Consider the following 12,414-nt stretch of genomic DNA (forward strand, 5'->3'; position numbering starts at 1 on the left):
CGGCTTGCCTACCAGTAGGCGGCGGTCTCGTAGTAGCGGCGGATGTGCTCCGTCTCGTGGTAGCCGCGCTTGACCCTGGGGTCGGGCGCCGCCGGGGCGGCCTCCAGGGCCGCGCTTGCCGGGGCGGCGGCGGCCACCGCCAGCGCGCCCAGCGGAGCCGCCTTCAGGAAGCAGCGCCGCGCCGGATCGGGCTGGCCCGGCGTCTGTTGGTCATGCTTGCTCATCGGTCTCCCCTTCCACTTCAAAGCTTTCCGCCTCGATTGCCAGGAATGCCTGCGCGAAGCGCGCGACCAGGCGGTAATAGTTGGCGCCGTCGGCAGCGGCGATGTCGTCCAGCGCGCGCATGCACCAGCCGCCGATGTGGGCCTCGAAGAACCGCCGCTGCAGCGCCAGCGGCTGGCGCCGGATGCCGGGGGCGCCGGCGGCCAGCACGCGCATGGTCTCGCACAGCGCGCCAAGGTGGTCCTCGAACTCGCCCCGGCCGCGCATGCGCGCGAGGCCAAGCCGCGCCAGGTCTGCGCGCAGCAGCGCCAGCGGCGTGTCGTTCATGTAGCCGGCCAGGTAGCGCGAGCCATACGGGTCGACCGGCGGCGTGCCGATGCTGACGAAGAGCGCGTTGAATTCAGCGTGGACGGTCTCGGCGTCCATGACGCCGGACGCCAGGGTCAATGGCTCCCACGCGCGTTCCAGCGCCGGATCGCCGCCCTCGGCCAGGATCGGATCGCTGGTGGCGAGCGCGGCGAGCAAGGCGGCGTCGGGCGCCGCGAGGAGCAGGCGCGAGAGCAAGGCGTAGAGGTCGGCCCTGGCCTGGTCTTCGCCGCTGGGCGGTGCGGCCGGCGCGGCAACCGCGAAGAAGGCGGTATCGGCGGACCCGCTCGCACTTGAAGATGACACTGTCGATCACTCCAGTTGTCCAAGTTGTGGACCAAGTGTAGACGCCGATTCATATCGAGCGCGCACAGTTGCGGCCAACGCATTCCGGCAGCGTGCATCACAATTCTTGCAAGAAATTCGACGAGCGGCAGTGCAGGAGGATCAGCCAGGCAAGGCGTCTATAATTCCCGGTGTGCCGAACAACAACGACCATTCCTGATGAGCCAGCCCCTGCCCCGGCAAGCCGAGCCGCACCTGAACCTCCATGCGCTCAAGTCCTGCGCCCAGTGCAGCATGCACCGGTTGTGCCTGCCGATGGGCCTCGACGACGCCGAGATCGATCGCCTGGACCAGATCATCGGCCGGCGCCGCCGGCTCGCGCGCGACGAGCGCCTGTACGGCGTGGGCGAGCCGTTTCGCAACCTGTACGCGGTGCGCTTCGGCCACTTCAAGACCAGCCTGGTGAACGCCGCCGGCGCTGCCCACATCACCGGCTTCCAGATGGCCGGCGAACTGCTGGGCATGGACGCGATCAGCGGCACCCACCACTGCGACGCGGTGGCGCTGGAAGACTCGGAGGTGTGCGAGATTCCATTCACGCGGCTGGAAGACCTGTTCGGCGAGGTGCCGACCCTGCTGCGTCACTTTCACCGCATCATGAGCCAGGAAATCACGCGCGAGCAGAACGTCATGCTCCTGCTCGGGAACATGCGCGCCGAGCAGCGCTTCGCCGTATTCCTGGTGAACCTGTCGGCGCGCTACGCCACCCGCGGCTATGCCGCCGACCGCTTCCAGCTGCGCATGTCGCGCGAAGACATCGGCAACTACCTGGGCCTGACCATCGAGAGCGTCAGCCGCCTGCTGTCGCGCTTTCGGAAGCAGGGCTGGCTCCACGTCGACAGGCGCGAAGTGACGCTGCTCGATCCGGTCAAGCTCAAGGCGCTGGCGGCCGGCACCGACGCCTGCAGCCCGATGGCGTGAAGCCATGACGCCGCGGCTCTCTTGCGAGCTGCACCTGCGCAGTGACGACCGCGTGCGCCGGGGCGATCGGCTGCACCGCGGATGACCGATGCAACCGCTGCGGCCTCAGCGTCGCACCGATAACCCGAACGCCAGGCCCAGATCGGGCGTATGCCGATTCAGCCCATGCACCACCATCGCATCGACCTGGCAATTCCTGTTCAGTCGCCAGCTCACGCCCGCGTCGACCTGCACCCGATCGCAGCCATGCGACGCCGAGGCGATCTGCGGCGCCGCCACTTCAAAAAATCCCTGGACGCGTTCAGTGAATTTCTTGCCCAGCGACGCCGCCAGGATTGCGTAGCGGTAACGCGCGCCGTCATCGTCCACATCGGCGCCGGCGCCCGGCGTCACGGCCAGCGACCAGCCGTTTGGCAGCTCCCATTCCGCTGCCAGCACCATCTGCGGCAGGACACCCTTGGCCCGCAGTGCCGCGCTGCCGGTCGGCAGCGCGATGGCGCCGATCAGCCCCAGCGCAGGACGCACGCCCTCGCCGTCGGCAAAACGCCATTTGAATCCGATCGACGTGGCGTTCCAGCCCGCGCTCGTGGTGCGTGCGCGCGTCGCCGGATCGACGGCGTGCTCGATGCTGCGGCCGTCGGTCTCGACGCGCAGTTCCGTCGTGTCTCCCAGGCCGATACGCAGCAGCGCCGGCGTGCTCAAGGTGCGCACGTGCAGGTCGTCGTTGCGCTGGCGAGCCCAGTCGACGCCGATCTCGAGCTGCAAGCGGCCATGGCCGACCACCTGGCTGGAGTTGGCGACGTCGGGGCGGTCGGGATTGATGGCGTCGCCGTCATCGGCGAGGGCCGCCCCGGCACTGCAAGCCAGCACGAGGAGCGCTGCCTGACGGCGCGGGCGCGTAAGGGATGGTGGAAAAATCATGCGGTCGGATAGGCGAGATTGGACACAGGATGCGAAGGCAGGGCCGGCGCCGTCGCAACCCGGCCATTCTACGCCGTCGGCGCCCGCGCCAGCTACACCGTCAGGGCAGCCATTTTGCAGCGCGCAGCCGCTCGAGGGCGGTGACGATCGTCGCGCCGGGCTCCACCGCTTCGGTAAACCCGGCGCGCCGGATCTTGCCCATGTCCGACACCATGTCGAACTCGGTATTGAACACGAAGTCGCCGAACCACCAGCCGACCTGCTTCTCGAAAGGCATCGACTGCAGGCCGTGGCGCTGCACGATGCGCTCCCACGCCGCCGCCTTGAGCGGCATCTGCCTGGCCAGCGAGAATGGCTGCGTGGGTCCCACTTCCATGTCGAAGGCCGCCGCCACCTGGCGCCACACGCGCTCCCAGCGGAACGGTTCATTGACCAGGTTGAACGCTTCGCCGCGCGCCGCCGGATCGAGCGCCGCCCAGACGCTGGCGCGCGCCATCCAGTCGGCATCGGTGGTCTGGGCCAGCACCCCCGAATACACCTTGTCGGTTCCCGGGAAGCGCAGCGGCGCGCCGGCGTCCTTGCTGAGCGCGGCGAACATGCCCATTACCATCGCGATATTCATCGGATTGCCGGCGATGTCGCCCACCACCACGTCGGGCCGCAGGATCGACCATTCGAGCTCGCCGGCGGCGGCGCGCTCGCGCAGCAGGTCTTCCTGGGCATAATAGAAGTTGGGCGTCATGTGGCGCGGGTCGTCCTCGTAGAACGGCGCCTGCGCGTGGCCCAGGTGCACGCCGTACACCTTGGCCCCTTGATAGTGCACCACGCGCTGCAGCGGGGCGCCGACCGCCTTCAGGCCGTCGAGCAGGTTGCGCAGCATGCCGGCGTTGATCCGCTCCTCGTCGAGCAGGTCGGTCCCGCCCTTGAGCGCGGCGTAGAACACGTGGGTGGTATCGCGCGCCGCTTCCAGGGCGCTGGCGCTGGCCTGGGCGTCGGTCAGGTCGGCCTTGACGGTCTCGACGCCGTCCACGAAGGTGCGCGGCAAGGCCCGCACCTTCCAGTCGGGTCGTCCGTGCAGCTCGCGCACGACCGCATGGCCGATGATGCCGCTGGCGCCGACGACCAGTGCGCTGTATTTGGTGTTCATCCATCTCTCCTGATTAAAATCGACTGGCGCAAGGATACCCGTTCCGTGCGACCCGCGTCGGCCCCTGCCCCGAATGCGCCGCCCACCGACGGCGCTACCAAGGTAGCGCCAGACGCTGCGCTCTGGGGCATGTCGCGCTACCTGGGCCTTTGCGCATGACCCGGGCGGCGCGCGACAGTAAGATCGGCCGCGTTCGACCAACCGTCCACGAAGCCGTCATGAAATCACCCCGCTCCCTCGTCATCCTGTTCTGCTCCCTGCTGCTCGCGACCGCCCCTCGCGTGGCCGGCGCCTCCATCCTGCCGGAGGTCCCCGACATCAAGGCCGTCACCGACTACCGTCCGAAGATCCCGCTGCGCGTGTACACCGCCGACCAGGTCCTGATCGGCGAATTCGGCGCCGAGCGGCGCGAGTTCGTCCCCGTATCCAGGGTGCCGGCGCTGCTCAAGGCGGCCGTGCTGGCGATCGAGGACACCCGTTTCTACGAGCACGGCGGGGTCGACTGGATCCGCGCGCTCGGCGCGGCCAAGGCCAATATCGGCGACTTCGGCAGCCAGGGCGCCTCGACCATCACGATGCAGGTGGCGCGCAACTTCTTCCTGTCGCGCGACAAGACCCTGCCGCGCAAGCTGCGCGAGGTCGCCCTCGCCTACAAGATCGAGCAGGCGCTGTCCAAGGACCAGATCCTCGAGGTCTACCTGAACCAGATCTACCTCGGCCAGCGCGCCTACGGCTTCGCCAGCGCGGCGCGCACGTATTTCGGCAAGCCGCTGCCCGAACTGTCCCTGGCCGAGATCGCGATGCTGGCCGGCCTGCCGCAGAACCCTTCCAGCAGCAACCCGGTATCGAATCCGCAGGCGGCCCGCAAGCGCCAGCAGGTCGTGCTGGGGCGCATGCGCGAACTGGCGCTGATCACCGAACCGCAGTACCGCCACGCCCTGGCCGAGCGCCTGCAGGTGCGCAGCGACGGCGCCACCCTGAATCGGCGCGCGGCCTGGGTCGCCGAGCTCGCGCGCCAGGCCGTCCATGCCCGGTTCGGCCAGGCGGCCTACGAGCGCGGCATCACGGTGACGACCACCATCGTGGCCGCCGAGCAGGATGCGGCCTACGCAGCGGTACGTCGCAACGTGCTCGCCTATGACCGCCGCCACGGCTACCGTGGCCCGGAAGCGCGCATCGCGCTGCCGGCCGGCGCCGGCGAAAGACTGGACGCGATCGCCGCCGCCCTGCAGAAACGCCCCTTTGTCGACGGCTTGAGCGCGGCGGTGGTCGTCGCCGCTTCGCCCAGGCGGGTGCGCGCCCTGCTTGCCAACGGCGAGGCCGTCGAGATCACCGGAGCGGGGCTGGCCTTCGCCGCTGGCGCCCTGTCGGGCAAGGCCAGGCCGGCGACGCGACTGGCGCCCGGCGCCGTCATCCGGCTGGCCAGGCCCGCCGGCGGCGCCCCGTCGATCGCCCAGCTGCCCGAGGTGGCGGCCGCCTTCGTGGCACTCGACACCGACACCGGCGCCTACCGCGCGCTGGTCGGCGGCTTCGATTACTCGGTCCACCAGTTCAACCACGTGACCCAGGCCTGGCGCCAGCCGGGATCGAGCATCAAGCCCTTCGTCTATTCGGCGGGCCTGGAACGCGGCTTCTTCCCGGGCACGCAGATCCTCGACGAACCGCTCGAGCTGAACGCCGGGCAGGCCCATGCCAACTGGTCGCCGCGCAACGACGACAATGTGTTCGAGGGTCCGGTCACGGTGCGCCACGCGCTGTCGCGCTCGCGCAATGTGCCCACCGTGCGGATGCTGCACGCGCTGGACGTCGACTATGCCCGCGCGCACCTGGCGCGCTTCGGCTTCGACGCCGCGCGCCAGCCGCGCAACCTGACGCTTGGCCTCGGCACCGGCGCCGTCACGCCGCTGCAGATGGCCGGCGCCTATGCGGTGCTGGCCAATGGCGGCTACCGGGTGCAGCCGTGGCTGATCGCGCGCATCCAGGATGGCGACGGCAAGGTCCTGTTCGAGCATGCGGCGCCACGGCCGCGCCAGGAAAGCGCCCGGGTGCTGGACGAGCGCAATGCCTTCATCGTCGACAGCATGCTGCGCGACGTCACCCGCGTCGGCACCGCGGCGGCGGCCTCGCGCCAACTGCAAAGGCATGACCTGGCCGGAAAGACCGGCACCACCAGCAACGCGGTCGACGGCTGGTTCGCCGGCTACGGCGGCGGGGTGGCGGCGGTCGCGTGGATGGGCTACGACGAGCCGCGCTCGCTCGGCGGCCGCGAATTCGGCTCGACCCTGGCGCTGCCGATGTGGATCGACTTCATGCGCGTGGCGCTGGCGAAGACAGCGCAGCACGAGCCGCTGCCGCCGCAAGGCGTGGCGCGCGCCGGCGGCGACTGGGTGTATGCCGAGTATGCCGACCATGCGGAACAGGAACGCCCGCCAGAGGCAGGCGACGGATTCGAGGCCCTGATGGGCACCCTCTCGTCGGCCGGCGAGGCGACGCAGTAGCAGGATTGCCTACAGCTCGATCACCAGCTCGGGCCGGAAACCCTCCTGCTCGCCCTTGCTCAGGTAGCCGAGCGGATTGGCCACCACGCGGCATGACCAGGACAGGGGGCCGTCGCGGCCCTCGACCACGTAGTCGTTCAGGCAGTGCAGGTGGCCGTGCATCCACAGCTGCGCGTGCTTGAACAGGCCGTCGAGCGCATTGCAGAAGCCCGCCGTGCCGGCCGAGAGGCCGTAGCGCGGATCGGCGCTCATCAGGCTCGGCGCGAAATGGGTGACGACGGCCGTCTTGCCTTCGAACGGCGTGGCCAGCGCCGCGCCCAGCCAGGCCTGGCAATCGAGCGACATGGCGCGGATGCCCTCGGCCAGCACCTGCTCGCCATCCTTCAGGGTCGTGTTCTTGCTCAGGTAATAGTTCGCCGCGCGGAACGCCTTGTTGCGCTGCTGCAGCTGCCTGGTGAGGTCGGCCTCGCGCAGCGCCAGCGCGTCGAAATCGCTCCACAAGGTGGTGCCGATGAAGCGCACGTGATCGATGACCACGATCTCGCGGTCGAGCCAGACGATGCCGAGCCGCTCGCAGGTGGCGCGCAGCCGGTCATAGGCGGCGGCATGGTCGAGCGCATCGAACTCGTGGTTGCCGGGAATGAACAGCACCCGCTTGCCGGCCAGCGCCGGCAATGCGGGAGAGAAGCGCTCGAGTCCGAAATCCTGGGTTTCCAGGCGCGAGCCGGCCTGGTAGGAACCGATGTCGCCGGCCAGCACCACGACGTCGGTGTCCGGCAGGATGAGCGGCTGGAAGCCGGGGTAGCGTTCGAGGTGCAGGTCGGAGAAAAGCTGGATGCGCATGGGCGCCGAGTATACCGCAGGCGCCGCCCGGCTTCAGGCCGCGCCGGCCCCGGCCCCCAGCCGCGCGATCTCGACCGAGCCGCGCTCGTCGAAGATCGGGCAATCCTGCGCCAGGCGCACCACCGCGTCGAAGTCCGCCGCCTCGATCACCGAGTAGCCCGACAGCGAGCCGCCGGACGGCTTGGGGCCGAGAAGGCGGCTCGGGATCTCGATGCTGTCCTGCGTCAGGCTGCCCGGATCGAGCAAGGCCGGGCCCAGGGCCTCGAACCAGGCGGCCCAGCGGTCTTCCTGGCGCTCGCCCGGTTCGGATGCGCCGCGATAGATGATCAGGAATCGTTCCATGTCGTCCCTCCATGAAGGTGGACTCAACATAGCAGAAGCGGACCGGCGGTGACGCACCGCAGGCCCGCCCCTGCCATCGAACGCCTCAGAAGCGCACGTTCGCCGTCAGGCTGGCCGAGCGCGGCGTGCCCGGCGTGTAGCGGTAACCGCTCTTGTTGATGGCCGCGACATACTTCTCGTCGCCGATGTTGTACAGGTTCAGGCGCAGGTCGACGTTCTTGCTCACCTTGTAGCCGAGCATGGCGTCGAACACCCAGTACGAATCGGTATGGGCCGGGGTGCCGATCGCGCCGTCGGTGCCGCGCGCCAGCTTGTCGGAAAAACGCGCGCCGCCGCCGATGCGCAGGCCCCAAGGCAGGTCGTACGAGGTCCAGGCGGTGAACGACTGCTTCGGCGTGTAGGTCAGGCTGTTCTCGCCGGCGGCGGTGACGTTGCGGCCACGCTCGACGCTGGTGTCCAAGTACAGGTAGCCGGCGCTGATCAGCCAGTGCGGCGCCAGCGCGCCGGTCGCGCCCAGCTCGACGCCCTGCACCCGCTTCTCGCCGGTCTGGTAGTACTGCAGGTCGGCCGGATCCTGCTCGACCTCGTTCTCGACGTCGGTGCGAAACAGCGCGGCCGACAGCGACAGTCTGGACTTGAGCAGGTCGAGCTTGCCGCCGAACTCGGTGGTGACCGTCTTTTGCGGCTCGTAGATCGGGTTCTGGGCGCTGTTGGCGTTGCCCGACACGGTGAAACTGGCGCCCGGCGGCTGCCTGGAGCTGGCCACCATCGCATACACGCTGCTGTTGGCGGTCGGCTTGTACAGGGCCGACAGCTTGCCGTTGACGAGGTTCTCGCCGACCTTGAAGCGGGTCGGGGTCAGCACGTTATTGGTCAGCGCCACCACCGAATAGTCGCCGCGGAAGTGGTCCAGGCGCACGCCGCCATTGAAGATCCAGCGTTCGCCGACCTTGACGGTGTCGAACACGTAGACGCTCTGGGTGTCGACCTGGCCCTCGTTGTAGGCACCGGTGCGGCGCACGTCGACCGGCGTGATCGGCGCCTGGCGCGGATCGGGGCGGTAGATGTTCGCGGCCGGCAGCGTGCCCAGGCCGCTCAAGCCCCGGGTGGTCTGGCGTTCGCTGGTCAATTCCAGGCCCGTCACCAGGGTGTGCGACACGGCGCCGGTGTCGAACTGGCTGGTCAGGGTCGTGACGTTGGTGAGAATCCTGTTTTCCTGGTCCTTGCCGGTGCGGATGCTGCGCGCCAGGGTCCAGGTGCGGGGGTCGCCCTGCACCGGCGTGGCCAGGTTGGCGGCGCTGGTGAGGAAGGCGGTCAGCAGGTAGTCCTGGCTGGTCTTGCCGTAGCGGCTCGTGTTGTGCAGCTTCATGGTCGGCGAGAAGTCGTGCTCGATGCGCACGGTGGCCATGTCGGCTTTCACGTCGTCGTAGTCGTCGACCGAGCCGTAGAAGTTCTTGGGGTCGACCTTGGGGGCATCGGCGACCCAGGGCCTGGCGCGGTCCGGGCTGGTGTAGCCGGGCAGGCCGATCACGTACACGCCGCCGTCGGGGATGTTGTCCTGGTCGACGTGCAGGTAGTCCAGGTGCACGCGGGTCGGGCCGTTCAGGCCGAAGCCGATGCTCGGCGCCACCGCCCAGCGCTTGTTCTCGACCACGTCGCGCGCCGCGCTGCCCGAATCCTGGGCCAGCACGTTCAGGCGCACGGCGATGCCGCGCTGTTCATCCAGCACCTGGTTGGCATCAAACGTGATGCGTTTCTGGTCGCCGCTGCCGCCGGTGATGGCGGTGGTCACCAGGTCGGTGAGATTCGCCTTCTTGGTCACCAGGTTGACCGAGCCGGTCGGCGCGCCGCGCCCGTTGTCGGTGCCGGCCGGGCCCTTCAGCACGTCGATCTGCTCCACGTTGAACACGTCGCGCGCGATCGAGCCGACGTCGCGCACGCCGTCGACGTAGATGCTGCCCGAGGTGTCGAAGCCGCGCATGAAGATCGCGTCGCCGGTATTCGTGTTGCCGTTCTCGCCCAGGAAGAAGGCGCCGACGCCGGGGGTGCTGCGCAGCGCCTCGGTCAGGGTCAGGGCGCCCTGCTGCTCGAACAGCTCCTTCTTGATCACTTGCACCGTCTGGGCGGTGTCGACCAGGCGCTCGGTGTACTTGGGCGACGAGGCACGCTCGGCGCGGAAGGCGGTCTCGTTCTTGCCGACGATTTCGACGGTCGATTGCGGGGCGACGCTGGCAGGCGCTGCAGTGGCGGCGGCAGTGGTGGCGGCGGCGTCGGCGGCGGCATGCGCGCCGAGCGGCATCAGCGCCGCGGCCAGCGCGGTGCCCGCGAGCTGGCTGCGGGTGATGGGATGCTTGCGGCTTTTGATTGCTTTCATGGCGAGACGGTCTCTTTCGGATGAGTGGTACGAGAGGAAACACTGCTAGGAACACAATGATTCTACCGAGAACGTCATTACATGTAAACGATAATCATTATCATTCGCGTTCGCACAACGCTTCCGCCCCACTTCCCGATGCATCTACTTGAGCGTCGAAAGCAGACATCCCCACTCGTGGCGGTAAAGACGTTGAGTTAAGGCGAAAGTCTTCTTGAGTTGGCATAAAAACGTCGTCCCCACGAAGGTGGGGACCCAATCTTGCAAGCGTTTCGAGGACGCTTGGAGAACTTGGGTCCCCGCCTGCGCGGGGACGACGTATTTGACGGCTAGCTCAGCAGCTTAACTTAACGGTATTACGCTCCTGGCGGGGATATTTGTCGGACACTCGCGCCGTGCTCACCGCACGCCGGTCGGCGTCAAGCCTTCTTTTGCTGCGCGATCCAGTTGTCGACCAGCTCGCCCAGCACGTCGAGCGGCACCGAGCCGGCGCCCAGCACCAGGTCGTGGAAGGCCGGCAGCGAGTACTTGTCGCCCAGTTCCTGCTGCGCTTTCTGGCGCAGTTCGAGGATGCGCAGCATGCCGATCATGTAGGCATTGGCCTGGCCCGGCCACACGACGTAGCGCTCGGTCTCCTGGGCGCCCATGCCGTAGTCGATCGCCTGCTGGCGGGTCCAGCCCTTGGTGTGCAGGCCCGTGTCGACCACCAGGCGGCGGGCGCGGAACAGTTCCGAGCCGAGGGCGCCCAACAGGCCCGGGACGTCGTCCGCATACCAGCCCTGCTCCGCCGCCAGGCGCTCGGTGTACAGCGCCCAGCCTTCGGAGTGCGCGCTGCCGCCGCTGAAGATGCGCTGGCTGCGGAACTTCGGCAGGTCGTTCATCTCTTGCTGGATGGCGAGCTGGAAGTGGTGTCCCGGCACGGCCTCGTGGTAGGCCAGGCTGCGCATGCGGATCATGTCGAAGGTCGGGCCGCGCAGCGGCACCCAGAAGATGCCGGGACGGCTGCCGTCCGGCGCCGGCAAGGTGTAATGGGCGGCGGCCGACGGCTCGGTCAGCGGCGGCACGCGGCGCACGTCGACCGGCGCGCGCGGCTTGAGGTTGAACAGCGTGCTGCTCCTGCGCTCGGCGTCGCGCACCATCTCGTTGTAGCTGGCGATGATCGCCGGGCGCGGATCGCCCTCGCCCTTCGGCTGGAAGCGCGCGTCGAGCTGCTTCATGCGGGTTTCGATATTCCCTTCGGCCAGGCCAAGCGAGCGCAGGTGCTTGTCCATCTCGGCTTCGATGCGCGCCACTTCGCGCAAGCCGATCGTGTGGATCTCGTCGGCCGTGAGCTGGGTGCTGGTGAAGTTCTCGATCGCGCGCTTGTAGGCGGCGGCGCCGTTCGGCAGGCGCGAAATGCCGGCCACGTCACCGGTCTTCGGGTGGATCTCGGCCATGAAGGCCTGCACGCGGGTGTAGGAAGGACGGATCTTCTGCTCGACGATGCCGGTCGCGCGCGCAATGGCGGCGCTGCGCGCCTGCGGCGACAGGTCCTTCATCTCGGCGGTGCGCTGGGCCAGCGTGGTCACCAGCACGTTCTCGACCGCGACCGGCTTGAGGAAGTGGTCGACCTGGAACTGGGCGCGCTCGAGGATGAAGCGCGGCGGAATCAACTGCTTGCTTGCTGCTCCCTTGGCGCGCACCAGCGCTTCGTCGAGGCGGACCGCCACCTGGTCCAGGCGGGCCAGGTAGCTGTCGACGTCGGCCGCATTGCGCATCGGGTGCGTGTTGGTCAGGAAGTTGACCAGGCCGATCTGCGGACCGCTGAACTGCGAGAACACGAAGGCGTGGTCCTCGAACGGCTCGTTGGCGATCACGTTCTGCAGCGACCAGCGCATCACCGCCGCCGAGATCTTCTGGGTCTCGTTCAGCGGCTGCGCCTTGAAGCCGTCGAGGCGCTCGAGCCCTTCGCGCGCCATGGCGACCGACTTCTTGCGGTGCGCCGCGGTCAGCGGGGTCAGCTCGCGGTCCAGCCTGGCCTGCTCGGCGCCGCTGAAGTACTGTGTCGAGGTCGCCAGCTGCGGGCTCAGGCGTACCCAGTCTTCGGCGAACTTGTCGCTCCAGGCATCGAAGGCCTTGTAGGGGGCGACGGCGGCGGCCTGGGTGGCGGCTGGCGCAGCCACCGCCGGCAGCGACGCGCCGGCGAGCATGGCGGGAATGAACAGGGCGGCGATGGTGGCGCGCAGGCTGCGCTGGCGGGTCGATGGCATCTCGGGTAGTTTCCTTGTGGTTGATCTCTGCGGCGGGTGGTGCAATTGCGCCAAGGAATCTAACATGTAAGTAACAGTTCAACAACGAGTTCAACGGTTCGGATGTTGTTGGACTGCGTACGTACGAGGCCCGACGATGACGGAGATACGCGCTGCCGGACGGCTCGGTGGGCGGCGCGGGCCTCG

At 68.4% G+C, this 12,414-nt stretch carries 10 protein-coding genes; 2 read left to right on the forward strand and 8 right to left on the reverse strand.

What is annotated here, in order from left to right; all coding sequences use genetic code 11:
- Window positions 1-8: 8 nt before the first annotated feature.
- Together ABIB38_RS06200 and ABIB38_RS06205 are read right to left on the reverse strand one after the other, a co-directional pair.
- The gene (locus ABIB38_RS06200) at window positions 9-224 is read right to left on the reverse strand and encodes a formate dehydrogenase (RefSeq protein WP_429202681.1); all 216 of its coding nucleotides are present in this window, start codon (window positions 222-224) and stop codon (window positions 9-11) included.
- Window positions 211-894, reverse strand: a complete 684-nt coding sequence (locus ABIB38_RS06205; protein ID WP_429202683.1) for a TorD/DmsD family molecular chaperone — start codon at window positions 892-894, stop codon at window positions 211-213. Before ABIB38_RS06205 ends, ABIB38_RS06200 begins: the two co-directional genes overlap by 14 nt.
- A 198-nt stretch (window positions 895-1,092) precedes the next feature.
- Between ABIB38_RS06205 and fnr the strand changes: the two genes are divergently transcribed.
- Window positions 1,093-1,854 carry a fumarate/nitrate reduction transcriptional regulator Fnr gene (gene fnr, locus ABIB38_RS06210; RefSeq protein ID WP_429202684.1) on the forward strand — a complete coding sequence of 254 codons (762 nt, stop codon included), beginning with the start codon at window positions 1,093-1,095 and terminating at the stop codon, window positions 1,852-1,854.
- A 105-nt stretch (window positions 1,855-1,959) separates the two neighbouring features.
- Here the strand turns inward: fnr and ABIB38_RS06215 are convergent, their stop codons facing one another.
- A complete protein-coding gene (locus tag ABIB38_RS06215; protein WP_429202686.1) occupies window positions 1,960-2,775 on the reverse strand; it encodes a transporter in 816 nt (271 codons plus the stop codon).
- 100 nt (window positions 2,776-2,875) lie between these two features.
- Complete coding sequence (locus ABIB38_RS06220) at window positions 2,876-3,922, reverse strand: SDR family oxidoreductase (protein WP_429202688.1); 1,047 nt, start codon at window positions 3,920-3,922, stop codon at window positions 2,876-2,878.
- Between the two features lie 218 nt (window positions 3,923-4,140).
- Between ABIB38_RS06220 and ABIB38_RS06225 the strand changes: the two genes are divergently transcribed.
- The gene (locus ABIB38_RS06225; protein ID WP_429202690.1) at window positions 4,141-6,420 is read left to right on the forward strand and encodes a penicillin-binding protein 1A; all 2,280 of its coding nucleotides are present in this window, start codon (window positions 4,141-4,143) and stop codon (window positions 6,418-6,420) included.
- A 9-nt stretch (window positions 6,421-6,429) separates the two neighbouring features.
- Here ABIB38_RS06225 and ABIB38_RS06230 read toward each other — a convergent pair whose 3' ends face one another.
- The 4 genes from ABIB38_RS06230 to ABIB38_RS06245 all read right to left on the reverse strand — a co-directional run bounded on the left by ABIB38_RS06230 (window position 6,430) and on the right by ABIB38_RS06245 (window position 12,228).
- Window positions 6,430-7,263 carry a metallophosphoesterase gene (locus ABIB38_RS06230; protein WP_429202691.1) on the reverse strand — a complete coding sequence of 278 codons (834 nt, stop codon included), beginning with the start codon at window positions 7,261-7,263 and terminating at the stop codon, window positions 6,430-6,432.
- Window positions 7,264-7,296: 33 nt separating this feature from the next.
- On the reverse strand, window positions 7,297-7,605 hold the full coding sequence (locus ABIB38_RS06235; RefSeq protein ID WP_429202693.1) for a hypothetical protein: 309 nt from the start codon (window positions 7,603-7,605) through the stop codon (window positions 7,297-7,299).
- An 85-nt stretch (window positions 7,606-7,690) separates the two neighbouring features.
- Entirely contained in the window at window positions 7,691-9,979 is a 2,289-nt protein-coding gene (locus ABIB38_RS06240) for a catecholate siderophore receptor Fiu (RefSeq protein WP_429202695.1), read from the reverse strand.
- Between the two features lie 419 nt (window positions 9,980-10,398).
- Window positions 10,399-12,228 (reverse strand): DUF885 domain-containing protein, encoded by a 1,830-nt coding sequence (locus ABIB38_RS06245; RefSeq protein WP_429202697.1) that lies wholly within the window; start codon window positions 12,226-12,228, stop codon window positions 10,399-10,401.
- Between the last annotated feature and the right edge of the window lie 186 nt (window positions 12,229-12,414).

This window comes from Massilia sp. UYP11, from assembly GCF_050434805.1.
Lineage (GTDB): Bacteria > Pseudomonadota > Gammaproteobacteria > Burkholderiales > Burkholderiaceae_D > Telluria.

What these genes read in the sequence shown, in the direction of transcription:
- ABIB38_RS06200 (WP_429202681.1), bottom strand. Translation starts at nt 224, where the DNA reads ATGAGCAAGCATGACCAACAGACGCCGGGCCAGCCCGATCCGGCGCGG.
- fnr (WP_429202684.1), top strand. Translation starts at nt 1,093, where the DNA reads ATGAGCCAGCCCCTGCCCCGGCAAGCCGAGCCGCACCTGAACCTCCAT.
- ABIB38_RS06215 (WP_429202686.1), bottom strand. Translation starts at nt 2,775, where the DNA reads ATGATTTTTCCACCATCCCTTACGCGCCCGCGCCGTCAGGCAGCGCTC.
- ABIB38_RS06220 (WP_429202688.1), bottom strand. Translation starts at nt 3,922, where the DNA reads ATGAACACCAAATACAGCGCACTGGTCGTCGGCGCCAGCGGCATCATC.
- ABIB38_RS06225 (WP_429202690.1), top strand. Translation starts at nt 4,141, where the DNA reads ATGAAATCACCCCGCTCCCTCGTCATCCTGTTCTGCTCCCTGCTGCTC.
- ABIB38_RS06230 (WP_429202691.1), bottom strand. Translation starts at nt 7,263, where the DNA reads ATGCGCATCCAGCTTTTCTCCGACCTGCACCTCGAACGCTACCCCGGC.
- ABIB38_RS06235 (WP_429202693.1), bottom strand. Translation starts at nt 7,605, where the DNA reads ATGGAACGATTCCTGATCATCTATCGCGGCGCATCCGAACCGGGCGAG.
- ABIB38_RS06240 (WP_429202695.1), bottom strand. Translation starts at nt 9,979, where the DNA reads ATGAAAGCAATCAAAAGCCGCAAGCATCCCATCACCCGCAGCCAGCTC.
- ABIB38_RS06245 (WP_429202697.1), bottom strand. Translation starts at nt 12,228, where the DNA reads ATGCCATCGACCCGCCAGCGCAGCCTGCGCGCCACCATCGCCGCCCTG.